Raw genomic sequence first — 26,275 nt, 5'->3', positions numbered from 1 at the left:
GACGCGCGGTCAACTCCCCGAAGACTTCGGTGACCCCTCCGGGGAGTCCTTCTCGCCCGGAGCGTCCGGAGCGTCCTTCGCAGCCTTCGCCGCCTTCGCCCGAGGCGCGTCCCCCGCCCGCCGCGCGTCCTTCGCCGGCAGCGCGTCCTCCGGCACCGCCTCCGGGTCCGGCTCGCCCAGCTCCGCCGACGCCGCCCGGGCCCGCGGCGCGTGCAGCGGCGAGAACGCCGGGTGGATCCGCAGCGCCTCCTCCAGGTGCCGCCGCGCCTGGCCCGTCCGCCCGAGCGCCCGCTCGATCTCGCCCAGGTGGTACATGAACGAGGCGCTCCGCAGCCCCTCGTCCGTGGCCCTGCGGGCGTACGGCAGCGCCTCCTCCGGCTCGCCCGCCCGGTGCAGCGCCCAGCCCAGCGCGTCCGCCACCGCCACCGACCGGTGGCCCTTCGCCCAGGCGCCCTTCAGCCGGGCCACCGCCGCGCCCGGATCGCCGTGGTCGGCGTCGAGCAGCCCCAGGACGACGTCCGCGGCGGCCCAGCTCCCCTCCCGCAGCCGCCGGTACGCCGCCTGCGCGTCCCCGTCCAGGCCCAGCGACTCCGCCAGCTCCCCGGACTCCAGGACGTACTCGGGCAGCGGCTGACGGGCCAGCGCCGCCCGCCAGTCCCGCTGCGCCTCGTCGGTCCGGCCGAGCGCCGCGAGCGCCCGCGCCCGGCCCGCGAGCGCCGGCCCGTGGTCCGGTACGAACCGCAGCGCCGTCCCGTACCGCTCCAGGGCCTCGGCCGGCTCGCCCCGCTCCCACGAGAAGCGCCCGAGGCGCGCGTACGCCTCCGCCTTCTCCGGGTCCGTCGCCGCCAGCGCCGCGGCGTCCAGCGCCGTGGCGTCGGCGTCCTCCCGCCAGCCCCGGTCCCGGTAGACCTGCGCCGCCCGGCCCCGCACCACCGCCCCGCCGTGCAGCTCCTCCAGGCGCTCCATCGCCCTGCGGGCCGCCGGGTAGTCGCCGAGGCCGTTGTACGCGTCGATGAGGAGCGGATACGTGTTCCACCGCTTCGGCGCCGCCTTCCCGGCCCGCTCGCCCCACTCCTTGGCGCCCTTCCAGTCGCCCCGCGCCCCCGCCAGCGCCGCGAGCCCCAGCTGCGCGTCCACGTTCCCCCGCCCGGCCGGCAGCTCCGCGAGCGAACGGTTCAGCGCCCGCTCGGCCCTCGGCAGGTCCCGTACGTCCCCGAGCCGGGCACCCCGCTCCGTGTAGGCCGCGCCGAGCACCGCCCACGACGCGGCGTCGTCCGGGTGCTCCGCCAGCCACTCCTCCCGGTCGCCGATCAGCGCCACCAGGTCCGGCAGCGCCGCCGGCGCGCCCGCGTGCGCCGCGCCCGCCGCCCGCTCGGCGGGCCCCGGCGGCCGCGGCGGCCCGTCCCCGCCGAGCAGCTCCGGCAGGTACAGCAGCGCCGTCGCCGCGAGCACCGCCGCCACCCCGGAGGCGAGCACCGCCCGCGACACGTTCTGGCTCTTCATCGCGCTCATGCGCCTCACTGTGCGCCCGCCCGCGCTCGTACGAAGAGCACACGAGCCGCCCGTCCCGGCGGGTTCACACCATCGGCCCCCGGTGCCACGCTGGGACCATGGACGATCTCCAGACGCCCCACCCGGACACCACCCCGGATCCCCGTGCGGCCCTCCTCGCGGACCTCCGTGCCGGGCTCCCCGCCGACGCCGTCCTCACCGACCCGGACGTGACGGCCTCCTACGCCCACGACATGGCGAGCTTCTGCGCGGCCGGCACCCCCGCCGTCGTCGTGCTGCCGCGCACCGTCGAACAGGTCCAGCACGTCATGCGGACGGCGACCGGGCACCGCGTCCCGGTCGTGCCGCAGGGCGCCCGCACCGGACTCTCCGGGGGCGCCAACGCCTCCGAGGGCTGCGTCGTGCTCTCCCTCGTCAAGATGGACCGGATACTGGAGATCGACCCGGTCGACCGCGTCGCCGTCGTCGAACCGGGCGTCGTCAACGCCGTCCTGTCCCGCGCCGTGACCGAACACGGCCTGTACTACCCGCCGGATCCCTCCAGTTGGGAGTCCTGCACCATCGGCGGCAACATCGGCACCGCCTCCGGAGGTCTGTGCTGCGTCAAGTACGGCGTCACCGCCGAGTACGTCCTCGGCCTGGAGGTCGTGCTCGCCGACGGACGCCTCCTCACCACCGGGCGCCGCACCGCCAAGGGCGTCGCCGGATACGACCTCACCCGGCTCTTCGTCGGCTCCGAGGGCAGCCTCGGCGTCGTCGTGAAGGCCGTCCTCGCGCTCAAGCCGCAGCCGCCCGCCCAGCTCGTCCTCGCCGCCGAGTTCCCCTCCTCGGACGCCGCCTGCGCCGCCGTCTGCGCGATCATGGAGCGCGGCCACACCCCCTCGCTCCTCGAACTCATGGACCGCACCACCGTCCAGGCCGTCAACCGCATGGCGCGGATGGGCCTCCCCGAGACCACCGAGGCGCTCCTCCTGTGCGCCTTCGACACCCCCGACCCGGCCGCCGACCTCGCCGCCGTCGGCGCGCTCTGCACCGCCGCCGGGGCCACCGAGGTCGTCCCCGCCGCCGACGCCGCCGAGTCCGAACTCCTCCTCCAGGCCCGCCGGCTCTCCCTCACCGCCCTGGAGACCCTCAGGCCGGCCACGATGATCGACGACGTGTGCGTGCCCCGCACCCGGCTCGCCGAGATGCTCGCCGGCACCACCGCCATCGCCGAGAAGTACGCCCTCACCATCGGCGTCTGCGCGCACGCGGGCGACGGCAACACCCACCCCGTCGTCTGCTTCGACCACACCGACGAGGACGAGTCGCGGCGCGCCCGCGAGTCCTTCGACGCGATCATGGCGCTCGGCCTCTCCCTCGGCGGCACCATCACCGGCGAACACGGCGTCGGCGTCCTGAAGAAGGAGTGGCTGGCCCGCGAACTCGGACCGGTCGGCCTCGAACTCCAGCGGGAGATCAAGCGCGTCTTCGACCCGCTCGGCCTCCTCAACCCCGGAAAGCTCTTCTGAGCCCGCCGGTACGGAATCACAGCTCCCCGTCCTGCGACTCGTCCGAGCCCCACGGGTCCCGCAGCCACAGGTCGTCGCCGACCACGGTGGTCGCGAGCAGCTCCGCCAGGCCGTCGTCGATGCCGAGCCGCTCCGACTCCGTGCCCGGCGGCACCGTGCGCAGGGTCCGCTCCAGCCAGGCGGACACCTGCGCCGACGGGGCCTCCAGGAGCGCGTCGCCGTCGGGGGAGGAGAGGGCCATCAGGATGACGCTGCGGCCGTCGACCTTCGTCGGCCAGATCCGCACGTCCCCGTGGCCGCAGGCCCGGAAGACGCCCTCGACGAGCAGCTCGCGGGCGAAGGTCCAGTTCACCGGGTGCTCGGAGCCGATGTGGAAGGCCATGTGGACGGCGTACGGGTCGTCGGTGCGGTAGGCGAGCCGGGCGGGCACCGGGACCGAGCGCTCGGGGGACAGGACCAGCTTCAGCTCCAGCTCGCGCTCGACGGTGGTGTGCTCGGTGTTGTTCCGCATGACTGCTGCCTCTCGCGTAGGGGCCCCGGACGGGCCTTCACCTGGAGAGAGCGCGGTGGACGCGGTTCATTACGCGACTTCGGGAAAGTTTTTCGGGAAGTTTCTTCCGGCCTCCCCCGACACCCCGGCCCCGGGCCCGAACCTCACGGGGAGTGAGTGATTCCGTCCTCCTTCGCGTGAAGGCGGGCTTTCTCGCGGGCTCTTTCCTCCCTCGCGGAGGTTCTTCGTTACTGTGCCTCCTTAGTGTGGTGACGGAACGTTGTGACTGAACGGAGTCGGGGCAGTGGCTACTCCTCCCGGAGGCGGCGGCGAGGTACCGCAGGCGGGGTACTACCCGGACCCGTCGATCCCCGGATACATCCGGTACTGGAACGGCGGCTCCTGGGTGCCCGGCACGAGCCGGCCCGCCCCCAAGGACGGCGAGGGCGCGCCGGTGCCGCCCGCCTCGGCCATGCCGGCCGGGCCGGTCCTCGCGCCGAGCCCCGCGCCCGCGCCGGCCGTGCCCGCCCCGGCGCCCGTCCCCGAGCCCGCCCCGGCGGCCGTGGCCCCCGCGCGGGCCGCCGTCGACGAGACCGGGCCCGTCTTCTTCGACGAGGAGCCGGGCGCCTGGGAGGCCCCCGCGGCCGCCGTGCCCGACCCGCGCTCCCCGGTCGAGTGGCCGACCGCCCCCGCGCAGGCCGAGGCGCCCGCCGCGGACCCGCGCGTCCCGAGCGCCCCCGCCCGTCTCGGCGGCATGCCCGTCACCCCGGCGCCGGCGCCCGCCCCGGCCCCCGAGCCCCCGGCCCCGGCCCCGGCGCCGGTCCACGAGGACCCGGCCCCGGCGCCCGTACAGCCGCAGCCCCAGCCGCAGCCGCAGCCCACCCCCGTACAGGCCCAGGCACAGGCCCCGGCCCCGGCTCCCGCGCCCGCGGCGCCCTCCTGGGCCCATCCCCATCCCCAGCCGGCGCAGCTGCAGCCCCAGCCCCAGCCTCAGGCGCAACAGGCCCAGCAGGCCCAGCAGCCCGTGGTCCCGTGGAAGCCGCCGGTCGAGGACCCCTTCCTCGCGGCCGTCCGCGAGCAGTCGTCCGCGCCGCCGGCCGGGCTCGGGCGCCGGCTGTTCGCCCGGGTGATCGACACCGTCCTGCTCGGCGCGATGGCGGCCGGCGCCGCCTTCCCCTTCGTCACCGCCGCCCTGGACCACATCCAGGCCAAGATCGACGCGGCCGAGCGCTCCGGCGTCACCGTGCAGGTGTGGCTGGTCGACGGCACCACCTCCGTCCAGTTCGGCATCGCGCTCGGCCTGTTCCTCGTCCTCGGCGTGCTGTACGAGGCGCTGCCCACCGCCAAGTGGGGCCGCACGCTCGGCAAGAAGCTGTGCGGCGTCCAGGTCAGGGACATCGAGGCGCACGAGCCGCCGTCCTTCGGGCGGTCCCTGCGCCGCTGGTCCCTGTACACCTTCCTGGGTCTGCTGGTGATCGGCGTCCTCAACGTGGTCTGGTGCGTCTTCGACCGTCCGTGGCGCCAGTGCTGGCACGACAAGGCGGCCGGCACCTTCGTCGCGAAGGCCTGACCCGGGGCGGGCGGCGGTCCCCCGAACGGGGGTCCATCCGTTGCGGCCCCCGGGCCGCCGGGATGCGATGCCCCCATGAGCACCGACCAGCCGCCGCCCGGACCGCCCCCCGACGACGACCCGTTCGCCAAGCGGCCCCAGGAGCCGCCCAGGGAGCCGCCCCAGGGCCCGCCGCCCGGGCCTCCGCCGCCCGGGAGCCCGTACGACTCGCCGTACCCGCCCCCGCCCCCGTACGGCGGCTACGGCGGGGGGTACGGCGGCACCGACCCGCTCTCCGGGATGCCGCCGCTCGCCGAGACCGGGCGCCGGGTCCTGGCGCGGCTCGTAGACTGGGCGATCATCGCGGTGCCGCTCGCGGTCATCGGCATCCCGTTCGACATCTACGACCGGGCGACGGTCGACGGCGACGACTTCCAGGCCACCTGGACCGGCGGCGGGCAGCTGGTCTTCCAGCTCCTGACGATCGTCGCGTACGTCACGTACGACACCGTGCTCACGGCGAAGAACGGGCAGACCCTCGGCAAGCGGCTGATGAAGCTGCGCGTCGCCATGCTCAACGACGGCTCCACGCCCCCGATGAGCCAGTCGCTGCTGCGGGCCCTCGTGCTCTGGCTGCCGGCGCTGATCTGCTGCGCCTGCCTGTGGCCGCTGCTCATCCTGGTCCTCATCCTGGTCGACAAGCCTTACAAGCAGGGCCTGCACGACAAGGCGGCGAAGACGGTGGTCGTCACCGTGCCGCAGTAGCCTCCGGCGGAACGGACGGACTCACCGACCGGTCCGGGTATCGGCTCCCGCGCCCACCTGCGCGGACGGTACCCGGACCGCGTCGTTCCCGGCGGCCGGCGCCGGGCCGTCGGGGGTCTTGACGGGCCGCGCCGCCGAGGGCATCGTCACCGCCACGAGCACGCCGAGCACCAGTCCGGCGAGACAGACCGCGGCGACGGCCGGCGGACCGGTCGCACCGGTCAGCAGCAGGAGCGCGGCGGTCGCGAGGACCACGACGGCCGAACCGTAGGCGTACTGCGCTGCGTTCGGACGCTGCATGACGGATACCGCCCCTCCGGACTCCCGGTCGACTCTACGACGCTCGATGCCCGCCGGGGGCGCCGGGTAAGCGTGACCTGACCCACGGTGCCGGAGCACGGGGGGCGCACGGGAGGCACGACCGGCCGGAAGGGGACCCGGGAGCCGGACCCGGAGCAGGGTCGGAGTCGGCCCCCGGAGACCGTCCCGAGGCGGTCCGGCACCCGAACTTCCGTTTTCTTTACCCTTCCTGACCGTCCGCATATCGGATTTCGACACCCGCATAGTGCACTTGGTGTGTGCAAGTCAAGATCTGTCTTTTCTGCGCTCTCTCCGGTCGAATGTCGTCACTTGTGACGCGCGACCCCGCCCGGACGGACACCCCACCTTCCTGGTCCGAGGGCGTGGGCGCCGGGGAGGAACGACACCAAGTGACCAACAGACGACGGGCGATTCGGGCGTCCGCGGTCGTCGTGGCGCTCGCGGCCACGGCCGCCACCGCCTCGACCTTCACCACCGCGTGGGCGAACGAGGACGGCAGGATCGCGGCGGCGGACGTCCGCCACGACCCGGCTCCGGGCCACGACCACGGCCAGGACAAGACCACGGTCGACCACGACCTCGACGGCCCCTTCAGCAAGCAGCAGGCGGCGCAGCGCAAGGCCGCCCTGGAGCAGGTGCTCAGCGGCGAGGCCAAGATCGAGCGCCGCGGTGGCTCGCAGGTCGTGAAGCTCGACGCGAAGAAGTACGTCGAGCTGGGCCGCGAGAAGACCGACAAGATCTTCACGATCCTCGTCGAGTTCGGCGACCAGGTCGACACCACCACCCTCGTCGACCGCAAGGACGACGACACGGACGAGCTGAAGCCGAAGTACGGCGGCCAGCCCGGTCCCCTGCACAACCAGATAGCCCAGCCCGACCGCGCCAAGGACAACTCGACGGCCTGGCAGGCGGACTACAACCAGAAGCACTTCCAGGACCTGTACTTCGGCACCGGCAAGGACAAGAAGACCGGTCAGCAGAAGCACTCCCTGAAGACCTACTACGAGCGCACCTCGTCCGGCCGCTACTCGGTCGACGGCGCCGTCTCCGACTGGGTCAAGGTCCCGTACAACGAGGCCCGTTACGGCTCCAACTACTGCGGCCAGACCAACTGCGCCAACGTGTGGGACACCGTGCGCGACGGCGTCAACGCCTGGGTCGCCGACCAGAAGGCCAAGGGCAAGACCGACGCCCAGATCAAGGCCGACCTGGCGTCCTACGACCAGTGGGACCGCTACGACTTCGACGCCGACGGCAACTTCAACGAGTCCGACGGCTACATCGACCACTTCCAGATCGTCCACGCGGGCGAGGACGAGTCGGCCGGCGGCGGCGTCCAGGAGACCGACGCCCTGTGGGCGCACCGCTGGTACGCCTACGGCACCAGCGCGGGCAAGGCCGGCCCGGAGAACAACAAGGCCGGCGGCACCCCGATCGGCGACACCGGCATCTGGGTCGGCGACTACACGATGCAGCCCGAGAACGGCGGCCTCGGCGTCTTCGCCCACGAGTACGGCCACGACCTCGGCCTGCCGGACCTGTACGACACCGCGGGCGGCGAGAACTCGACCGGCTACTGGTCCCTGATGTCCTCCGGCTCCTGGCTCGGCCTGGGCAAGGAGTCCATCGGCGACATGCCCGGCGACATGAACGCCTGGGACAAGCTCCAGCTCGGCTGGCTCAACTACACCAAGGTGAGCGACGAGCAGCGCGCCGAGAAGTCCACCCACAAGCTGGGCGTGGCGGAGTACAACACCAAGAACCCGCAGGCGCTCCTCGTCGAGCTGCCGAAGAAGGCCGTCACCACCGACATCGTGGAGCCCGCCGAGGGCGCCACGCAGTGGTGGAGCGGCATGGGCGACGACCTCAAGAACACCCTGACCCGCCCGGTCGACCTCACCGGCAAGTCGTCCGCCACCCTGAACCTCAAGGGCTGGTACGACATCGAGGCCGAGTACGACTACCTCTACACCGAGGTGTCGACGGACGGCGGCGCCAACTGGACCGCCCTGGACGGCACGGCCGACGGCAAGCCGATCGACCGTGACGCGGCCGGCACCCCGGCGCTCTCCAGCGTCTCCGGCGCCTACAAGTCGCTCTCGTTCGACCTCTCGGCGTACGCGGGCAAGAAGTTCGACCTCCGCTTCCGCTACCAGACGGACGGCGGCCTCGCGCTCAAGGGCTTCGCGGCCGACTCCATCTCGCTGACCGCCGACGGCGCCACCGTCTTCTCGGACGACGCCGAGAACGGTGACAACGGCTGGACGGCCAAGGGCTTCACGCGGATGGGCAAGGGCTTCACCAACGAGTACGAGCAGTACTACATCGCCGAGAACCGCCAGTACGTCTCGTACGACGCCACCCTCAAGGTCGGCCCGTACAACTTCGGCTTCACCGGCGACAAGGCGAGCTGGGTCGAGCACTACCCGTACCAGAACGGTCTGCTCATCTGGAAGTGGGACCTGTCCCAGAAGGACAACAACACCTCCCAGCACCCGGGCCAGGGTCTGATCCTCCCGATCGACGCCCACCCGACGCCGCTGAAGTACGGCGACGGCAGCCTGATGCGCAACCGTGTCCAGGCGTACGACTCCACCTTCGGAACGTACCGGACGGACGCTTTCCAGCTGCACCTGAAGGACGTCCCGACCTGGATCCGCTCGCAGCCGGGCAACCCGGTCTTCGACGACCGCAAGGGCACCTACTGGTTCCAGGAGACCGAGCGCGCCGGCGTGAAGGTCACTGACACCAACACCAAGATCGAGGTCGTCAAGGAGCCGAAGAACGGCCAGACGGTCACGGTCCGCGTGGGCCCGTCGACTCGATGATCGACTAGCTTCACAGCAGAACCGCAGGTCACAGCATGATCGGCCGTCGCCCCCTAGCGGGCGACGGCCGATCGTGTTTAGGTGCAGCTGACCGAGTTCTCATGGACTCCTTATTGACAGTCGGCTCACGGGGGAGTGGTTCCGCATGCCCGGTGGCGGGTTCTGCAAGTTGCCGGGAGGCAGTGTCGTGGTGGCGATAGGACTGCCCAGTCCGGCCGGCGACGGCGCCACGGTGCGCTTCCTCGTCCACGCCGCGAACCGCGCCCGCGCCCTGACCAGGCTGCGAAACCTGGGCCTGCGGTCGGTTTATCTGCGGGGGAACGCCGAGCCGCCCACCGGCGACGAGATCACCGCCGTCCTCCACCACCCGGACGGCCTGCTGTGGCGGTCCACGCCGGGCGCCGCCCAGGAGCTGTGGCACCCCGCCAGGGCGCTGCCGAAGGCCCCGGCGGCCTGAGCCGGGGCCCAGGGCCCGGGGACGCGCCGGTCGGGGTCAGGCGACGACCGGCTCGCCGGTGAGCTCGACGCCCGCCTCGCGGAGCTCGGCGAGCGCCCGGTCGGTGGTCTCGCGGGCGACGCCCGCCGTGAGGTCGAGCAGGACCCGGGTGCGGAAGCCCTCGCGGGCCGCGTCCAGGGCGGTGGCCCGCACGCAGTGGTCGGTGGCGATGCCGACCACGTCGACCTCGGTCACCTCCCGCTCGCGCAGCCACCCGGCCAGCGTCCCGCCGTTCTCGTCCCGCCCCTCGAAGCCGCTGTACGCGGCCTCGTAGGCGCCCTTGTCGAAGACGGCCTGCACCGCGCCGCCGGCGACCGCCGGGGCGAAGTTCGGGTGGAAGCCGACGCCCTCCGTGCCGGCCACGCAGTGCCGCGGCCAGGAGGTGACGTAGTCCGGCGCCTCGCCGGCCGGGGCGAAGTGCGCGCCCGGGTCGATGTGGTGGTCGCGGGTGGCGACGACGTGCCGGTAGACGCCGCCCGCCGCCTCGCCCACCAGCTCGGTGATGGCGGCGGCGACGTCCGCGCCGCCCGTCACCGCGAGGCTGCCGCCCTCGCAGAAGTCGTTCTGTACGTCCACGACGATCAATGCGCGGTGCATGGCGGGTGTCCTCGGGTGGTCGGGGCGGTGGGGGTGCGGCTCTGGGTGGTGCTCGGACTTCGTGTTCGGAGCTCGTGTTCGGAGCTCGTGTTCGGAGCTCGTGCTCTGAGGCGGGGCTCGGAGTGGGCCCGAGCCTAGAGACTTCCCCTCCGGTCCGGGAGGGGAAGCCCCGGGCTCTGGACGTATCTCCAGATGTACGCGTCCGGCTCGCCGGCCGCACGCGGCCGGCGGAGGCTACGCGTACTCGGTCGGCAGCACCGGCTCGCCGCGCGACAGCTGGATGGCCGACATCGGCAGCCCGGCACGGGCCGCGATGTGCCGGGCGCGGGCCGTCTCCAGCGGCTCCCTGGCGACCACCTCGCCGCCCTTGACCAGCTCGACCAGGAGCTGGTCGGCGGCGAGCGCGTCCGGGACCGGCCCGGTGCCGACGACCTCGGCCTCGGCGACCCCGTGGGCGTCCTTGCGGCGCGCGGCCCACTTGCGGCCGCCGATGGACGCCTTGCCGCCCAGGGACTTCTTGGCGACCGGCACGAGGGGCGCCTTGCGGTCGTCGGAAGAGGCGCGGGCGACCAGCTTGTAGACCATCGAGCAGGTCGGGTGGCCGCTGCCGGTGACCAGCTGGGTGCCGACGCCGTACGCGTCGACCGGCGCGGCGGCCAGCGAGGCGATGGCGTACTCGTCGAGGTCGGAGGTGACCACGATCTTGGTGTCCCGGGCGCCCAGCTCGTCCAGCTGCGCCCGCACCCGGTGGGCGACGAGCAGCAGGTCGCCGGAGTCGATGCGGACGGCTCCGAGCTCGGGGCCGGCGATCTCGACGGCGGTGCGGACCGCCTCGGCGACGTCGTAGGTGTCGACGAGGAGGGTGGTGCCCCGGCCCAGGCTGTCGACCTGGGCCCGGAAGGCGTCCCGCTCGGTGTCGTGCAGCAGGGTGAAGGCGTGCGCGGAGGTGCCGACGGTCGGGATGTTGTAGCGGAAGCCGGCGGCGAGGTCGGAGGTGGCCTCGAAGCCGCCGACGTAGGCGGCGCGGGAGGCGGCGACGGCGGCCAGCTCGTGGGTGCGGCGGGCGCCCATCTCGATGAGCCGCCGTCCGCCGGCGGCGGCCGACATGCGGGAGGCGGCCGCGGCGATGGCCGAGTCGTGGTTGAGGATCGAGAGGATGACCGTCTCCAGGAGCACGCACTCGGCGAAGGAGCCCTCGACGCGCAGCACGGGGGAGCCGGGGAAGTACACCTCGCCTTCGGGGTAGCCCCAGATGTCTCCGGAGAAGCGGTATCCGGCGAGCCACTTCAGGGTCGGCTCGTCGACGATTCCCCGCTCCCGCAGGAAGCCGAGGACGGCCGGGTCGAAGCGGAAGTTCTCGACGGCGTCCAGGACCCGGCCGACGCCCGCGAGGACGCCGTACCGCCGCCCCTCGGGCAGCCGCCGGGTGAACACCTCGAAGACGGAGTGCCGGTCGGCGGTGCCGGCCCTGAGGGCCGCCTGGAGCATGGTCAGCTCGTACTGGTCGGTGAAGAGCGCGGTCGACGGCACGTCCACCGGGAGCCCAAGGTCCGCAGCGTTCATGGGGATGATGCTAGCGCAGAAATCGTCAGTTTGACGAATACTCGGTCGAGGGGGTGTGGAGGGGGCGTCGCGGGGGTGCCGAAGGGGTGTCGGGGAGATGTCGCGGCAGGCCCGGAGGGTGCCCCGTTTGTGCGACAGGGGGTCCCGGGTGGCAGCATGGGGTAAGTGAGCATCGCGCCTATCGAGATCGAACGGACCGAATCGGCCGAGGAGGTCTCCGCGGTCGTCGAGCCCGACGTCCCCTGGGTCACCCTCGTGCACAACGACCCGGTGAACCTGATGAGCTATGTCAGTTACGTCTTCCAGGCGTACTTCGGCTACTCCAAGGACAAGGCGCACAAGCTGATGCTCGACGTGCACAACAAGGGCCGCGCGGTGGTCTCCAGCGGCACCCGCGAGGAGATGGAACGGGACGTGCAGGCGATGCACGGTTACGGACTGTGGGCCACGCTCTCCCAGGACCGCGGCTGATGGCCGGCCACTTCGAGGCCGTGCCCGGCGGCGGAGCGGCCGTCGCGCTCGACGAGGTCGAGGTCTCCATCCTGCGCTCCCTCACCGTCCAGCTCCTGGAGCTGATCGGCCCGGGCGACGAGCCCGGCGCGGACGCCGACCCGCTCGCCGCCCTCTTCGCCGAGGGCCCCACCGAGCCGCCCTCCGACCCCGCCCTGCGCCGGCTCTTCCCCGACGCGTACGGGGACGACACCGAGGAGCTGCGGGCGGCCGCGGCCGACTTCCGCCGCTACACCGAGAACGACCTGCGGGCCCGCAAGCGCGAGGACGCCCTCGCCGTGGTGCGCGCCCTGGACGGGATGGCGAGCGAGGGCCAGGAGGAGTCTGCGCTCCTGAAGCTGACCCCGGACGAGTCCCGCGCCTGGCTCGGCACCCTCAACGACCTGCGGCTCACCATCGCCACCCGCCTCGAGATCACCGAGGACGAGGAGAGCGAGCGGCTCTACCGGCTGCCGGACAGCGATCCGCGCAAGCCGATGGTGATGGCGTACCTCTGGCTGGGCGCCCTTCAGGAGTCATTGGTCGAGACGCTGATGTCCTGACGGACGGGCGTCACGAGGTGTTCGCTCAGCGGACGCTCAAATCCGGATAACGAACTCGTTATCCGGGCGGGCACCTCGCCCTCTTGAATTCCTTTTGTCCGTATTTTTTAGTGGCGTGCGCCACACCCGTCTCCGTCGATCACCCCCCACCCCGTGATAAATCTTCACGACCACTCGGGGACGCCACCCCTGTTCCCGAGGGCGCTTCGGCCGGCTGACCGCCGGTGGCACTCCATCCACATCCGGGGGGATCAGGACCTGATCCGCAGCAGACTCAGTCGCGCGGATCAGCATGGAGAAAGGCGCACCACCATGACCTCAGTGCGGGTCGACAAGCAGCACGACGGCAATGAGGCCGCGGACTCCGCCTCCGGCGAGGGTTACCACCGGGCACTCGGCGCCCGCCAGATCCAGATGATCGCGATCGGCGGCGCCATCGGCACCGGCCTCTTCCTCGGAGCGGGCAAGGGCATCTCCAAGGCGGGACCCAGCCTGATCCTCGCGTACGCCCTCGCGGGCCTCGTCATCTTCTTCATCATGCGGGCGCTCGGCGAGCTCCTCATGTACCGCCCCGTCTCCGGTTCCTTCTCGGAGTACGCGCGCGAGTTCATCGGCCCCTTCGCGGGCTTCGTGACCGGCTGGACGTACTGGCTCTTCTGGGTCGTCACCGGCATCACCGAAGTCACCGCGGCGGCCACCTACATGACCTATTGGTGGGACATCCCGCAGTGGCTGTCCGCCCTGGTCTTCACGATCATCCTGTACGGCGCCAACCTGATCTCCGTGAAGCTCTTCGGCGAGCTGGAGTTCTGGTTCTCCATGGTCAAGGTCACCGCCATCGTCGGCATGATCCTGATCTGCGCCGGCATCCTCACCCTCGGCTTCTCCGACGCCGGTGACACCGCCTCGATCACCCACCTGTGGGACCTCGGCGGCTTCTTCGCCGGGGAGAACGGCATCGGCTCCACCCTCATGACCCTCCAGATGGTCATGTTCGCCTTCCTCGCGGTCGAGCTGGTCGGCGTCACCGCCGGCGAGTCGAAGGACCCGAAGACCGTCCTGCCCAAGGCCATCAACACCGTGCCGTGGCGCATCGCCGTCTTCTACGTCGGCGCGCTGATCATGATCCTGTCGGTCGTGCCGTGGACCGAGTTCCAGCCGGGCGTCTCGCCGTTCGTCGCAGCCTTCGAGAAGATGGGCCTCGGCGTCGGCGCCGCGATCGTCAACTTCGTCGTCCTGACCGCGGCCCTGTCCTCCTGCAACTCGGGCATGTACTCCACCGGCCGCATGCTGCGCGACCTCGCGCTCAACGGCCAGGGCCCGAAGGTCTTCACCCGGCTCACCGAGAGCGGCACCCCGCTCGTCGGCACCACCTTCTCCGCCGCGCTGATGATGGTCGGCGTCTGGATCAACTACCAGTGGCCCGGCGAGGCGTTCAACTACGTCGTCTCCTTCGCCACCATCTCCGGCATGTGGGCCTGGATCATGATCCTGGTCTGCCAGATCCGCTACCGCCTCAAGGCCGACCGCGGCGAACTGCCCCAGTCCTCCTTCAAGGCCCCCGGCGGCATCTGGGCCAGCGTCTTCGCCCTCGCCTTCATCGGCCTGGTCGTCGTCACCATGGGCATGGACGCCGGCAACCGCGTCGCCCTCTACGGCGCCCCCGTCTGGGGCCTGCTGCTGGCCGTCTCCTACCTGGTGCTCAAGGCCCGCAACCCCGAGGGCGCCGCCTTCGCCAAGCGTTCCTGACCAGCGCCGTCCCGGCATCCGGGCCGCTCCGTACCACTCCTCGGTACGGGGCGGCCCGTCTGCTTATCCTGTCGGCATGCTGACCCTCACCCGAGACCTGTACGACCGGATCGTGGAACACGCCCGGGCGGACCACCCCGACGAGGCCTGCGGCGTGGTCGCGGGCCCGGTCGGCTCCGGCCGCCCCGAGCGGTTCATCCCGATGCTCAACGCGGCCCGCTCGCCCACCTTCTACGAGTTCGACTCCGCCGACCTCCTCAAGCTCTACCGCGAGATGGACGACCGGGACGAGGAGCCCGTGATCATCTACCACTCGCACACGGCGACCGAGGCGTACCCGTCCCGCACCGACATCACCTACGCCAACGAGCCCGGCGCCCACTACGTCCTGGTCTCCACGGCCGACACCGACGCCGCCGGCCCCTTCCAGTTCCGCTCGTACACGATCGTCGACGGCGTCGTGACGGAGGAGGAGGTCAAGGTCGTGGAGGCGTACGAGTAGGCCCGACGCGGGGCCTCCGCGCGGCTTCCGCGCGGCCCCTGCGCGGCTTCTGTCCGGCAGGCGGTCGGAAATCATCCACTATCTGAGATCACATTCCGGAACCCGGACCGGGAATCGATACGATGAGCCCATGGTTTCCCACGACGTGAGCGAAGAGACTCCGGGCACCCCGCTGCTCGTGGCGCGCCTGCACGTCGACCTGTGCCGTGTCGCCGGCGCGATCTGTACGTCCCGCGCCGCGCTCTGACCGACCGGCCGAGCGCACCCTCACCGTACGACCCCCCTCCGCGCGGGGGCCCCAGCAGCGCGCCCACCACGTCACGCAAGAGTCCTTCCGACAGGAGCCCACGCCCATGGCCATCGAGGTCCGCATCCCGACCATCCTCCGCACCTACACCGACGGCGAGAAGGCCGTCGAGGGCAGCGGGGCGACCCTCGCCGAGCTCTTCGCCGACCTGGAGACCCGCCACACCGGCATCGAGGCCCGCATCGTGGACGGCGGCAAGCTCCGCCGCTTCGTCAACGTCTACCTCAACGACGAGGACGTCCGCTTCCTGGACGGCATCGAGACCAAGCTGGCCGACGGCGACAGCGTCACGATCCTGCCGGCGGTCGCCGGCGGCATGGTCTGATCCGATGCGCTACGACTCCCCGCTGGCGGCGGTCGGCAACACGCCGCTCGTCCGCCTCCCCCGGCTCTCGCCCTCGGACTCCGTCCGCATCTGGGCGAAGCTGGAGGACCGCAACCCGACCGGCTCGGTCAAGGACCGCCCCGCGCTCCACATGATCGAGCAGGCGGAGAAGGACGGCCGGCTCACCCCCGGCTGCACCATCCTGGAGCCGACCAGCGGCAACACCGGCATCTCGCTGGCCATGGCCGCCAGGCTCAAGGGCTACCGCATCGTCTGCGTCATGCCCGAGAACACCAGCGAGGAGCGTCGGCAGCTGCTCGCCATGTGGGGCGCGGAGATCATCTCGTCCCCCGCGGCGGGCGGCTCCAACACGGCGGTGCGCGTCGCCAAGGAGCTCGCCGCGGAGAACCCGACCTGGGTGATGCTCTACCAGTACGGCAACCCGCACAACGCGGGCGCCCACTACGCCACCACGGGCCCGGAGATCCTCGCGGACCTCCCGTCCATCACCCACTTCGTGGCGGGCCTGGGCACGACCGGCACCCTCATGGGCGTCGGCCGCTACCTGCGCGAGCACAAGCCCGACGTCAAGATCGTCGCCGCGGAGCCCCGCTACGACGACCTCGTCTACGGCCTCCGCAACCTCGACGAGGGCTTCGTCCCCGAGCTGTACGACGCCTCCGTCCTCACCACCCGCTTCTCCGTCGGCTCCGCCGACGCCGTCACCCGCACCCGCGAACTCCTCCAGCAGGAGGGCATCTTCGCGGGCGTCTCCACCGGCGCGGCCCTCCACGCCGCGATCGGCGTGGGCAACAAGGCCGTCAAGGCCGGCGAGAGCGCCGACATCGCCTTCGTCGTCGCCGACGGCGGCTGGAAGTACCTCTCGACGGGCCTCTACACGGCGAAGACCACCGAGGAAGCCATCGCCACGGTCCAGGGCCAGCTCTGGGCGTAGTCCCGGTGCGGGCACACCGGACGGGCGCGCCGATCCGCGACCGCGCGCACGCGCCCCGAGGCCCCGCGCACCGCTAACGCGCAAGGTGGCGGACCTGGTCCCACACGACCGGGTCCGCCTCGCCCACCCGCCGCCGGAACTCCCCGAGCGGCACGTCCCGCAGCTCGTCCGTCTCCAGGAAACTGGCGCGCCCCCGCGCGTCCCCCACCGCCCCCGGCGGCAGCGCGATGACCCCGGGCCGCTCGTCGTGGTACTTGCTGGTGATCTTCGCGACGAGCGCGCGGTCCCCGCGTACGGACAGCACGAGACACGGCCGGTCCTTCGACCCCGGCCCGTCCTCGAAGGGCACCTCGGCCCACCAGAACTCCCGCGCCCGCGGCTCCCGCACGCCGGGCTCGCGCGCGGGCGGCCGGGTCCTCCCCGAAGGGCGCCCCGGCGGCCGGGTCCGCGCGGAGTTCCGCGTCCTGCCACCCGCGACCGCCACCACCAGCGCGATCACCACGACCGCGACCAGCGCGGGCCACCACGACGTGTCCATACCCCATGACGTTACCGGCGCCGACCGGGCCGCGCCGCCGCGCCCCGCCGTCCATCCGAACCGGTGACAGAGCCCGTGAGTTGCCCCACAACGGGACGCCACGAAGGAGCGACGGGCCCCCGTGCGCCTTACGCTCGTCTGACCGCACGGCCTCCCCTCCCCTCTTCTGCGTGCCTGACCGCACCCGTCCACGGAGGTTCACGCTCCTATGAAGCTCACCGTCGTCGGCTGCTCCGGGTCGTTCCCGTCCGCGGAATCGGCCTGTTCGAGCTACCTCGTCGAGGCCGACGGCTTCCGGCTGCTCCTCGACATGGGCAACGGCGCCCTCGGCGAGCTGCAGCGCCACATCGGCCTGTACGACCTGGACGCGATCTTCCTCAGCCATCTCCACGCGGACCACTGCATCGACATGTGCGGCTACTTCGTCGCCCGCTACTACCGCCACGAGGGCGGCCGCTGCGACGCCCTCCCGGTCTACGCCCCCGAGGGCGCCGAACAGCGCCTGACCACGGCGTACGCCGACACCCCCTCGCCGACGGCGATGAGCGAGGTCTTCGACTTCCGCACCCTGTCCACCGGCAGCTTCGAGCTGGGCCCCTTCACGATCCGCACCGCGAAGGTGTGCCACCCGGTGGAGGCGTACGGCATCCGCGTCGAGCACGAGGGCCGGGCCCTCGCGTACTCCGGCGACACCGGCGTCTGCGACGCCCTGCACGCGCTCGCCGACGGCGTGGACCTCTTCCTCTGCGAGGCCTCCTTCACCCACGGCAAGGAGGACATCCCGGAGCTCCACCTCAACGGCCGCGAGGCCGGCGCCCAGGCCGAGCGGGCCCGGGTGGGCCGCCTCGTCCTCACCCACATCCCGCCGTGGACGGACGGCGAGCGCAACCTCACGGACGCCCGCGAGGTGTACGACGGCCCGGCGGAGCTGGCGAAGGCGGGCGCGGTCTACGAGGTCTGAGGAGGCCGCCAGTCCGGGAGCCCGGCCGCCAGCGACTCCACGGTGGCCGTCGTCAGGGCCCCGGCCCCTCGCGACCTGGCCTCCTCCAGGAGCCGGGCGACCTCGTCGTAGCGACCGCAGGTCAGCGCCAGCAGCGCCTGGAGGTCATGGCTGCGCCCGGCAAGGCCCCGGTTGTCCGGCCGCTCGTGCCGGCTTCCCTCCGCGAGCCGGTCGAGCAGCTCCGAGCAGCGGCCGAGCAGACCGCTGAAATCGGCGAACGCCTGGTAGAACGACGCCTCCAGGAGACGCCCCCCGGCGCGCAGGAGAGGGACGAGCTCCGCGAGCTCGCGCCCTCCGCCGAAGCCCAGCGCCAGCTCGCACTGGAGGACCAGACCGTCGGCCCGCCGCTCGGTGGCGTAGTCGGACCCCGGCACCGCGTCGTACAGGGCGCGCGCCTCCTGGAGGCGCAGGAACAGCGCGTGGGACTCCTCGGCGTCGGGCTGCCGCCCCACGATGCCGTCGCGCACCGCGTAGAAGTGCCACTTCGGATTCCACGGCTCCTGCGCCAGGCACAGCCCGACGAGGCGGGCGTACCGTTCCCCCTTGCCCCGGCGCGCGATCACCTCCGGCTCGTAGCCGGTGTGGTGGAAGGTCACGTCCACCTCCACGTACGGCGGCTGGACACCCCGCGCGTCGTAGGGGCGCTCGTGGACGCGGCCCATGAACCGCAGTGCCGTGCCGGAGCGGAGGATCCGCCGGGTGTTCGTGTGGCACTCCCCGCTCGTGTCGAGGACGCGGGGGGACACCACGAAGTCGGCCTCGGGCAGGACGTGGTCCAGGGCCGCGAGGACGGACCGCAGCCGGCTCCGGCTCTCCGGCGACAGCGTCTCGTCCGCGTCGACGTACGCGACCCAGCCGCCCGGCCCGACCCGTTCGAACGCCGCGTTGCGCTGGGCGGCGAAGTCGTCGGACCACGCCCGGACGAGGTGCTCCACGTGCGGGACGGCGGCCTCGGCGGCGCGCAGCGTCCCGTCGTCGGACTCGGCGTCGATCAGCAGCAGCCGCTCGCAGTCCTCCGTCAGGGCGCGCAGGCACGCGCCGATGGTCCGCTCCTCGTCGCGGGTGAGGACGACCGCGGTCACGGTGGCCGCGTCGTCCGGGCGGTAGGCGGCGGCGAGTTCGGCGTACGAGACCGCCGGGACGGACCGTGCGAGCAGGTCCGGCGCGACCCCGCGGACGAGCCGCAGATCCCGGCCGAGCGCGGTCGGCCGGCCGGAGTCCTCGGCCCAGGCCGCGTCGAGGACGTCGGAGAGGTTCACACGGGTTCCTTCGTGAGGGCGGGGTCGGGAGCGCCGTCCAGGCGCAGGGTCAGGTCGCACCGCAGGGCGTCGACCTCGCGGTGCGCCACCAGGATCCGGGTGGCCCCGGTCCGCGCCAGGGAGTCCCAGACGCGGACGAAGGTGTCCTGGTCGATGCCGCTGAAGCTCTCGTCGAACAGGAAGACATCCGGGCGGATCAGGACCGCGCGGGCCAGGGCGAGCCGCTGCAGCTGCCCCCGCGACAGCAGGGTCCCGTCCTCCCGCAGCACCTCCTCGTAGCCCTGGTCGAGGGAGTCCACGACGGAGGTCGCCCCGGCCAGCGCGCACGCCCGGTCGACCTCGTCCCGGGAGTAGGAGGCTCCCAGCGTCAGGTTCTCCCGGACGGTGGCGTTGACGATCAGCGGGACCTCGGGCAGGTAGAGGACCTTCCGGGGGAGCGCCCCGGGATCCAGGCGGTCCAGGGGCACGCCGCCGACGAGGACCGTCCCGGCGTCGGGCGTGTGCAGACCGGCCAGGAGTTTCAGCAGGGTGCTCTTGCCCGAGGCGTTGGCGCCCGCCAGGTGCACCGCGCTTCCGGCGGGGACGGAGAGGGAGACGTTCTCCAGGACGCGGCGCGCCGTTCCCGGGTACGCGAAGGTGAGGCCCCGTGCCGCGAGGTCGGTGTCCGGCCGGTGCCGGGGGTCCGCCGGGCCCGGGTCGGCGGCGGGGGACGAGCCGGCCGCGGTGGACGGGACGGCGGAGCGGTCGCGCTGCGTCATGACGTCGCGGTAGCGGCCGATCGCGGCGGAGCTGCGCTGGAGGGTGGTCTGCAGGGTGGAGATGTTCACCAGCGAGGTGAGGAAGTATCCGGACAGCGAGATGAAGCTCAGCACGTGCCCCAGGGAGATCCGGCCGCTGTGCGCCTGGACGAGTCCCACCCAGGTCACGATGACGGCGAAGCAGCCGTGGGTCACCAGCCGGATCGTGGCGGCGAGGTTGTCGAGGCGGCCGAGCCTCGTCTCGGCCTCGATGCGCCGGGCCAGGGTGTGGGAGATCCGCCGGGCCGCGAAGTCACGCCCGCCGTGCGAGAAGACCACCTCGTGGTGATCGAGGACGTTGATCAGCTCGGATTTGAGCGTGGCGTCCCGCTGCAGCGATTCCTCGGACGCCTCGCGAATGCCCCGGTAAAGAAACCACGAGGCGACGACGGTGATGAAGGCGGAACTCAGGAGTATCCCGAAGAGGGGTAGGCTCGACCAGGCGAGATAGCCGCCCACGAGGAAGACGACGGCCACGTCCACGGATACGCCGATCGTGGTGGACGTCAGCAGCGTCTGTATGCCCTGGATGTCATCGAGCCGACTCGCGAGATCTCCGGTCCGGCGCCCGGAAAAGAATCTGGCCGGCAGGCTCAGAAGCTTTTTCACGTATCGGTCGGAAAGATTTCTCTGAATGCGCTGCCCGAAACCCACGATGATGATTCCGCGCAGGTACTGGAGGGCTCCGGCGGCCAGCACCATTCCGACGAATGCCAGCGAGGTGAAGGTCAGGGTGCTGATTCTGTCGGACCGCAGGAACTTGTCCACGGAAACCTGGAGGTAGATGCTGCTGGAGATGGAGAGAGCGGCCACCAGGAGCGTCAGGGCGATGACCCCGGCGAGGGTCCGCCGGTTCTCGCGCAGCTCGCCGACGAAGACGCTCCGCCTCCAGGCCTGCGCGAGCCGCCCGCGCCGGCCGGCGCCGACCGGCGGGGTCTCGGAGACGAGGGCCTCGCCGGAGAAGGTGTCGGCGAGTTCCTCGGCGGAGACGGTCCTGGGACGGTGGAACCACGGGTCGCTGACGGCGAAGCCGCCGTCCGGCAGGGCCTCCTGGACGACGACGAAGTGTGCGAGGCCGTCATGCCTGGTCAGGACGATGACGGGACCGGCCAGCGCGACGGCCTGGCGCAGTTCGTCCACGCTCAGCCGGAACGCCTGGGAGGTGACGCCGTAGTCGTCGAGCACCTGCTGGAGCCGGAGCAGGCTCGCGCCGCCCTCGCCGAGTCCCACGGACTCCCGGAGGACCGCCGCGTCCACCTGGACCCCGTGCCGGCGCAGGACGGTGCGCACGCAGGCCGGTCCGCAGTCGGTGTCGCCCTCCTGGTACGTGTGGTAGGCCTGCCAATTCATCGTGCCCCCCTGGGATGCGGACCGGCGGCGCCGGGCCCCCGGGAGGGATTCCCGGGGGTAGGCGCCGCCGATTCTTTCCTGCTGTCGGAATCTCTGGTCAGGAGATTCCGGTCAGCGTGAACTGCTACCGGCACTCACGGTTGTAGATGGCCATGTAGTCCGAGTAGCCGCCGCCACAGCCGTAGCCGAGCATCGCGGCCTGGGCGTTGGCCCAGATCGCGGCGCACTGGGCCTTGGAGAGACGACCGCCGGAAACGGCGTCGCTCTCGCTGTCGGACATGGTCGTGAAGTTCATCTCGCGCAGCGTGGAGAGGCTCATGTGCTTCTCTTTCCTTGGTCGTGACGGGATATCGGTCGAGGCCCGTCGGAAACGTGCGCCGAAGTGTTCCCCCTCGGCTTCATTGGTCTAATCCTATGGACGATGCGTGACGTCTACACGATCTTGCGGGGAAGTTTGTCAGGTCGATCGGGAGCCCGGTCGGGAGAGAATCTCCAAATCCCTTCCGGGAAAAGGAAATCGGCCCCCGGGACCAGTGTCCCGGGGGCCGATTCCCATGCCGTCCGTGTCACGCCGCTTGCGTCACGTCGCTTGTGTCACGTCGCTTGTGTCGTGCCGCGCGGCGGAGGCTCACGCCTTGGTGAGGTCCTCGACCTCCTCCTCGGGCTCGCGGCCCGGGGTGGGGAGGTTGAACTTGGTGATGGCGAAGCGGAAGAGCACGTAGTAGACCGCCGCGAAGACGAGGCCGATCGGGATGATCATCCACGGCTTGGTCGCGAGGCCCCAGTTCAGGAAGTAGTCGATCGCGCCGGCCGAGAAGCTGAAGCCGTGGTGCACGCCGAGGGCCCAGGTGACGGCCATCGCGACCGCGGTGAGGATCGCGTGGATCGCGTAGAGCACCGGCGCGATGAACATGAACGCGAACTCGATCGGCTCGGTGATGCCGGTGACGAAGGAGGTCAGCGCCAGGGAGATCATCATGCCGCCGACGACCTTGCGGCGCTCCGGGCGGGCGCAGTGCGTGATGGCGAGCGCGGCGGCCGGGAGGGCGAACATCATGATCGGGAAGAAGCCCGACATGAACTGGCCGGCGGTGGGGTCACCGTGGAAGAAGCGCGGCAGGTCGCCGTGCCAGACGGCACCGGCGGAGTCCTTGAAGGAGCCGATCTCCTGCCAGGCGACCGTGTTGACGAACTGGTGCATGCCGATCGGCAGCAGGCCGCGGTTGACGACACCGAAGATGCCCGCGCCGACGGCGCCCAGGCTGGTCATCCACTCGCCGAAGTTGGTGATGACGTTGCCGACCGGCTCCCAGACCAGGCCGAAGAAGACACCCATGATCGTGCCGACGAAGGCCATGATGATGGGGACGAGGCGGCGGCCGTTGAAGAAGCCGAGCCAGTCGACCAGCTTGGTGCGGTGGTAGCGCTGCCAGATCACGGCCGCCAGCAGACCCATGACGATGCCGCCGAGGACCTTGGGGTCGTTGTAGGTGGCGGCGACGTCCACGCCGCCGTTCTCGGTGGTGTTGACCACGCCCTCGGTCACGGGGAACGCGGTGAGGACGTTCTTGTAGACGAGGAAGCCGACGAGCGCGGCGAGGGCGGTGGAGCCGTCGGCCTTCTTGGCGAAGCCGATGGCGATGCCGACGCAGAAGAGCAGCGGCAGGTTGGCGAAGACCGCGTCGCCGGCGGTCGCGAAGACCTTCGCGACCTTGATCCAGCCGAGGCCGTCCTTGCCGAAGACGTCGTCCTGGCCGAGACGGAGCAGAATACCCGCGGCCGGCAGCACGGCGATCGGCAGCTGCAGGCTGCGACCGACCTTCTGCAGGCCCTGGAACAGGCCGGATCCGCGCTTCTTCGCGGGAGCGGCGGCCTGGGCGGTGGCCGTACTCATCAACTTCCTCCAGTAGGCAAGGCGCCGCCAGAGGACAGTGATACGGGGGGACGGCGGCGTCTCGTGGAACGCGGTGGTCTGGACCGCGTGGTCTACACCAATGAGTGGTGTAGACCAGTTTTAGCACGTGAGACTTAGATAAGGAACCTGCGAATTTTTGACGTGCGGGCATAGTGATGAAGGCGTGACAAAAGGCCCCTGGACCACGGGGTCCAGGGGCCTTCCACGGCTCCCGTCAGGGGTTCGAAAGCCCCGAAACGGACAGATCTACTTCACGTTGTCCTGCTCCAGCTGCTCCTGGAGCTCCTCGGGCTCGCGGCCCGGGGTCGGGAGGTCGAACTTGGTGATCGCGAAGCGGAAGATCACGTAGTACACCACCGCGAAGCCCAGGCCGATCGGGATGATCAACCACGGCTTGGTCGCCAGGTTCCAGTTGATGACGTAGTCGATCAGGCCCGCCGAGAAGCTGAAGCCGTCCTTCACGCCCAGGGCCCACGTCACGCCCATCGACACGCCCGTCAGCACCGCGTGGATGCCGTACAGCACCGGGGCGATGAAGAGGAACGAGTACTCCAGCGGCTCCGTGATGCCCGTGACGAACGAGGTCAGCGCCACCGACAGCATCAGGCCGCCGACCTCCTTGCGGCGGTTCGGACGCGCGCAGTGCGTGATCGCCAGGGCCGCGGCCGGCAGGGCGAACATCATGATCGGGAAGAAGCCCGTCAGGAACTGGCCGGCCTCCGGGTCGCCCGCGAGGAACATGCTGATGTCGCCGTGGACCACCGTGCCGTCCGGCTTCGTGTACGAACCGAACTGGAACCAGATGGGCACGTTCAGGAACTGGTGCAGGCCGATCACCAGCAGGGCGCGGTTCGCCACGCCGAAGATGCCCGAACCCCAGGAGCCGAGTCCGACCAGCCAGTCGCTGAAGCTCTCCAGCGCGTCGCCGATCGGCGGCCAGATCCACAGACAGAGCGCGGCGAAGAGGATGCCGACGAAGGACATGATGATCGGGACGAGCCGGCGCCCGTTGAAGAAGCCCAGCCAGTCGACCAGCTTCGTGCGGTGGTACCGCTGCCACAGATAGGCGGTCAGCAGGCCCATGATGATGCCGCCGAAGACGCCCGGGTTCTGGTACGTGTACCCCGCGAAGGAGTCGTCCGCGCCGAGGCAGCCGCCGCCGATGTCCGACGTCCCCGTCGGGCAGTCCTTCGGGAACTGGCGGAGCACCGTGTAGTAGACGAGGAAGCCGACCACCGCGGCGAGGGCGGTCGAACCGTCCGACTTCTTCGCCATGCCGATCGCGACGCCGATGCAGAACAGCAGCGGCAGGCCGAGACTGCCGTCGAGCAGCGCGCCGCCCGCGCCCGCCATCACCTTGGCGACGTTGTCCCAGCCGAGGCCGTCCGCGCCGAAGACGTCCGGCTGGCCCAGCCGGTTGATGATGCCCGCGGCGGGGAGCACGGCGATGGGCAGCTGCAGGCTGCGGCCCATCTTCTGCAGCCCCTGGAAGAAGCCTCCCCACGAGACCTTCCTGGAGCCGGCTGCTGCGCTGTCGGTACTCATCGGCGACCTCCCTGTCCCGGAACAACCCGGGGCCGCGTCTCGTTGCACACTGGTGTAGACCACTTGCGATAGGCTCCGGGAGCCCGCTGAGGACAGGCCGCCGGTGATCGTCATCATTCGGCAGAACGGCGGCACTCGCTCGCGAAGTTGGGCCAACCGTGGGTTACCGTGACAAAGCGGACCGTCGGTGCGCCGAGATTCGCGTATCCCGCGAACAGAGACGGACAGGGAGAAACACATGGCCAGCAAGGCTGAGAAGATCGTCGCCGGGCTCGGCGGCATCGACAACATCGAAGAGGTCGAGGGCTGCATCACCCGCCTGCGCACCGAGGTCGCCGACGCCAGCCTCGTCGACGACGCCGCCCTCAAGGCCGCCGGCGCCCACGGCGTCGTGAAGATGGGCACCGCCATCCAGGTCGTCATCGGCACCGACGCGGACCCGATCGCCGCCGAGATCGAAGACATGATGTGAGCAGCTGACACCAGCTGACGAGGGCCCGTTCCGGCAGGGGAACGGGCCCTCGTGCGTACCCCGGGACCGGTCGGCCCCTCCCCTCCATGGGGCTAGGCTCGTCCCATGTCTCGCATCGACGGCCGTACCCCCGAACAGCTCCGCCCCGTCACCATCGAACGCGGCTGGAGCAAGCACGCCGAGGGCTCCGTCCTCATCTCCTTCGGCGACACCAAGGTCTTCTGCACCGCCTCCGTCACCGAGGGCGTCCCCCGCTGGCGCAAGGGCAGCGGCGAGGGCTGGGTCACCGGCGAGTACTCCATGCTCCCCCGCTCCACCAACACCCGCGGCGACCGCGAGTCCGTCCGCGGCAAGATCGGCGGCCGGACCCACGAGATCTCCCGCCTCATCGGCCGCTCGCTGCGCGCCGTCATCGACTACAAGGCGCTCGGCGAGAACACCATCGTCCTCGACTGCGACGTCCTCCAGGCCGACGGCGGCACCCGCACCGCCGCCATCACCGGCGCGTACGTCGCCCTCGCCGACGCCGTCGCCTGGGCGCAGAACAAGAAGCTGGTGAAGCCCGGCCGCAAGCCCCTCACCGGCACGGTCTCCGCGGTCTCCGTCGGCATCGTCGGCGGCGTCCCGCTCCTCGACCTCTGCTACGAGGAGGACGTCCGCGCCGACACCGACATGAACGTCGTCTGCACCGGCGACGGCCGCTTCGTCGAGGTCCAGGGCACCGCCGAGGCCGAGCCCTTCGACCGCGCGGAGCTCAACGCCCTCCTCGACCTGGCCGCCGGCGGCTGCGCCGACCTGGCCGACCTCCAGCGCAAGGCGCTCGACGCCACGCTCTGACGCCACCCTCTGAGGAACTCCCCGCCCCCGAGCTGCGTCC

The 26,275-nt window shown here is 71.3% G+C and carries 26 protein-coding genes; 15 read left to right on the top strand and 11 right to left on the bottom strand.

What is annotated here, in order from left to right; all coding sequences use genetic code 11:
- Nucleotides 1-9: 9 nt before the first annotated feature.
- Entirely contained in the window at nucleotides 10-1,512 is a 1,503-nt protein-coding gene (locus ABZ621_RS12560; RefSeq protein ID WP_360603498.1) for a tetratricopeptide repeat protein, read from the bottom strand.
- Nucleotides 1,513-1,610: 98 nt separating this feature from the next.
- On the opposite strand from ABZ621_RS12560, the gene ABZ621_RS12555 reads away from it, so the two are divergent.
- Complete coding sequence (locus ABZ621_RS12555) at nucleotides 1,611-3,023, top strand: FAD-linked oxidase C-terminal domain-containing protein (protein ID WP_360603496.1); 1,413 nt, start codon at nucleotides 1,611-1,613, stop codon at nucleotides 3,021-3,023.
- A 16-nt stretch (nucleotides 3,024-3,039) separates the two neighbouring features.
- Here ABZ621_RS12555 and ABZ621_RS12550 read toward each other — a convergent pair whose 3' ends face one another.
- A complete protein-coding gene (locus ABZ621_RS12550; RefSeq protein ID WP_360603494.1) occupies nucleotides 3,040-3,534 on the bottom strand; it encodes an SsgA family sporulation/cell division regulator in 495 nt (164 codons plus the stop codon).
- A 283-nt stretch (nucleotides 3,535-3,817) separates the two neighbouring features.
- On the opposite strand from ABZ621_RS12550, the gene ABZ621_RS12545 reads away from it, so the two are divergent.
- A complete protein-coding gene (locus ABZ621_RS12545; protein ID WP_360603492.1) occupies nucleotides 3,818-5,083 on the top strand; it encodes an RDD family protein in 1,266 nt (421 codons plus the stop codon).
- Between the two features lie 75 nt (nucleotides 5,084-5,158).
- Nucleotides 5,159-5,827, top strand: coding sequence for an RDD family protein (locus tag ABZ621_RS12540; protein ID WP_360603490.1), 669 nt, complete (start codon nucleotides 5,159-5,161; stop codon nucleotides 5,825-5,827).
- Nucleotides 5,828-5,848: 21 nt separating this feature from the next.
- Here ABZ621_RS12540 and ABZ621_RS12535 read toward each other — a convergent pair whose 3' ends face one another.
- Complete coding sequence (locus ABZ621_RS12535) at nucleotides 5,849-6,127, bottom strand: hypothetical protein (protein ID WP_360603488.1); 279 nt, start codon at nucleotides 6,125-6,127, stop codon at nucleotides 5,849-5,851.
- 410 nt (nucleotides 6,128-6,537) lie between these two features.
- Here ABZ621_RS12535 and ABZ621_RS12530 point away from each other — a divergent pair, with 410 nt between their 5' ends.
- Nucleotides 6,538-8,976: an immune inhibitor A domain-containing protein gene (locus ABZ621_RS12530; RefSeq protein ID WP_360603486.1), complete on the top strand. Its 2,439-nt coding sequence runs from the start codon at nucleotides 6,538-6,540 to the stop codon at nucleotides 8,974-8,976.
- A gap of 145 nt (nucleotides 8,977-9,121) precedes the next feature.
- Nucleotides 9,122-9,433 carry a hypothetical protein gene (locus tag ABZ621_RS12525; protein ID WP_031011690.1) on the top strand — a complete coding sequence of 104 codons (312 nt, stop codon included), beginning with the start codon at nucleotides 9,122-9,124 and terminating at the stop codon, nucleotides 9,431-9,433.
- Between the two features lie 36 nt (nucleotides 9,434-9,469).
- On the opposite strand, the gene ABZ621_RS12520 is transcribed toward ABZ621_RS12525, so the two are convergent.
- Both ABZ621_RS12520 and ABZ621_RS12515 read right to left on the bottom strand, forming a co-directional pair.
- Nucleotides 9,470-10,069: a nicotinamidase gene (locus ABZ621_RS12520; protein WP_360603483.1), complete on the bottom strand. Its 600-nt coding sequence runs from the start codon at nucleotides 10,067-10,069 to the stop codon at nucleotides 9,470-9,472.
- Nucleotides 10,070-10,303: 234 nt separating this feature from the next.
- Entirely contained in the window at nucleotides 10,304-11,632 is a 1,329-nt protein-coding gene (locus ABZ621_RS12515; protein ID WP_360603481.1) for a nicotinate phosphoribosyltransferase, read from the bottom strand.
- A 165-nt stretch (nucleotides 11,633-11,797) separates the two neighbouring features.
- On the opposite strand from ABZ621_RS12515, the gene clpS reads away from it, so the two are divergent.
- From clpS to ABZ621_RS12480, 7 genes are all read left to right on the top strand, one after another.
- Complete coding sequence (gene clpS, locus ABZ621_RS12510) at nucleotides 11,798-12,103, top strand: ATP-dependent Clp protease adapter ClpS (RefSeq protein WP_360603479.1); 306 nt, start codon at nucleotides 11,798-11,800, stop codon at nucleotides 12,101-12,103.
- Nucleotides 12,103-12,684, top strand: coding sequence for a DUF2017 domain-containing protein (locus ABZ621_RS12505; RefSeq protein ID WP_360603477.1), 582 nt, complete (start codon nucleotides 12,103-12,105; stop codon nucleotides 12,682-12,684). Before clpS ends, ABZ621_RS12505 begins: the two co-directional genes overlap by 1 nt.
- A gap of 312 nt (nucleotides 12,685-12,996) precedes the next feature.
- On the top strand, nucleotides 12,997-14,433 hold the full coding sequence (locus ABZ621_RS12500) for an amino acid permease (RefSeq protein ID WP_360603475.1): 1,437 nt from the start codon (nucleotides 12,997-12,999) through the stop codon (nucleotides 14,431-14,433).
- Between the two features lie 76 nt (nucleotides 14,434-14,509).
- Nucleotides 14,510-14,935 carry a M67 family metallopeptidase gene (locus tag ABZ621_RS12495; protein ID WP_169084374.1) on the top strand — a complete coding sequence of 142 codons (426 nt, stop codon included), beginning with the start codon at nucleotides 14,510-14,512 and terminating at the stop codon, nucleotides 14,933-14,935.
- A 130-nt stretch (nucleotides 14,936-15,065) separates the two neighbouring features.
- Complete coding sequence (locus ABZ621_RS12490) at nucleotides 15,066-15,182, top strand: putative leader peptide (RefSeq protein ID WP_360603473.1); 117 nt, start codon at nucleotides 15,066-15,068, stop codon at nucleotides 15,180-15,182.
- Between the two features lie 106 nt (nucleotides 15,183-15,288).
- Complete coding sequence (locus ABZ621_RS12485) at nucleotides 15,289-15,567, top strand: MoaD/ThiS family protein (protein ID WP_360603471.1); 279 nt, start codon at nucleotides 15,289-15,291, stop codon at nucleotides 15,565-15,567.
- A gap of 4 nt (nucleotides 15,568-15,571) precedes the next feature.
- The gene (locus ABZ621_RS12480) at nucleotides 15,572-16,522 is read left to right on the top strand and encodes a cysteine synthase (protein WP_360603469.1); all 951 of its coding nucleotides are present in this window, start codon (nucleotides 15,572-15,574) and stop codon (nucleotides 16,520-16,522) included.
- Nucleotides 16,523-16,595: 73 nt separating this feature from the next.
- Here the strand turns inward: ABZ621_RS12480 and ABZ621_RS12475 are convergent, their stop codons facing one another.
- Complete coding sequence (locus ABZ621_RS12475) at nucleotides 16,596-17,060, bottom strand: type II toxin-antitoxin system PemK/MazF family toxin (protein ID WP_360603467.1); 465 nt, start codon at nucleotides 17,058-17,060, stop codon at nucleotides 16,596-16,598.
- A gap of 208 nt (nucleotides 17,061-17,268) precedes the next feature.
- Between ABZ621_RS12475 and ABZ621_RS12470 the strand changes: the two genes are divergently transcribed.
- Nucleotides 17,269-18,021, top strand: coding sequence for an MBL fold metallo-hydrolase (locus ABZ621_RS12470; protein ID WP_360603465.1), 753 nt, complete (start codon nucleotides 17,269-17,271; stop codon nucleotides 18,019-18,021).
- On the opposite strand, the gene ABZ621_RS12465 is transcribed toward ABZ621_RS12470, so the two are convergent.
- From ABZ621_RS12465 to ABZ621_RS12445, 5 genes are all read right to left on the bottom strand, one after another.
- Nucleotides 18,009-19,319 carry a glycosyltransferase gene (locus ABZ621_RS12465; RefSeq protein ID WP_360603463.1) on the bottom strand — a complete coding sequence of 437 codons (1,311 nt, stop codon included), beginning with the start codon at nucleotides 19,317-19,319 and terminating at the stop codon, nucleotides 18,009-18,011. The genes ABZ621_RS12470 and ABZ621_RS12465 overlap by 13 nt on opposite strands.
- On the bottom strand, nucleotides 19,316-21,466 hold the full coding sequence (locus tag ABZ621_RS12460) for a peptidase domain-containing ABC transporter (protein WP_360603461.1): 2,151 nt from the start codon (nucleotides 21,464-21,466) through the stop codon (nucleotides 19,316-19,318). Before ABZ621_RS12460 ends, ABZ621_RS12465 begins: the two co-directional genes overlap by 4 nt.
- A gap of 124 nt (nucleotides 21,467-21,590) precedes the next feature.
- Complete coding sequence (locus ABZ621_RS12455) at nucleotides 21,591-21,785, bottom strand: hypothetical protein (protein WP_360603459.1); 195 nt, start codon at nucleotides 21,783-21,785, stop codon at nucleotides 21,591-21,593.
- A 309-nt stretch (nucleotides 21,786-22,094) separates the two neighbouring features.
- A complete protein-coding gene (locus tag ABZ621_RS12450) occupies nucleotides 22,095-23,360 on the bottom strand; it encodes a PTS transporter subunit EIIC (protein WP_360603457.1) in 1,266 nt (421 codons plus the stop codon).
- 267 nt (nucleotides 23,361-23,627) lie between these two features.
- Nucleotides 23,628-24,926: a PTS transporter subunit EIIC gene (locus ABZ621_RS12445; protein WP_360603455.1), complete on the bottom strand. Its 1,299-nt coding sequence runs from the start codon at nucleotides 24,924-24,926 to the stop codon at nucleotides 23,628-23,630.
- 205 nt (nucleotides 24,927-25,131) lie between these two features.
- Between ABZ621_RS12445 and ABZ621_RS12440 the strand changes: the two genes are divergently transcribed.
- On the top strand, nucleotides 25,132-25,398 hold the full coding sequence (locus ABZ621_RS12440; protein WP_360603573.1) for a PTS glucose/sucrose transporter subunit IIB: 267 nt from the start codon (nucleotides 25,132-25,134) through the stop codon (nucleotides 25,396-25,398).
- Between the two features lie 105 nt (nucleotides 25,399-25,503).
- Nucleotides 25,504-26,235 carry a ribonuclease PH gene (gene rph, locus ABZ621_RS12435; protein ID WP_360603453.1) on the top strand — a complete coding sequence of 244 codons (732 nt, stop codon included), beginning with the start codon at nucleotides 25,504-25,506 and terminating at the stop codon, nucleotides 26,233-26,235.
- Nucleotides 26,236-26,275: the final 40 nt, after the last annotated feature.

Origin of the sequence: Streptomyces sp. NPDC007863, assembly GCF_040633895.1 — a bacterium.
Classification (GTDB): Bacteria; Actinomycetota; Actinomycetes; order Streptomycetales; family Streptomycetaceae; genus Streptomyces.
Note: the sequence above shows the minus strand (reverse complement) of the source record. Positions and strands in the feature narration are given on the sequence as shown.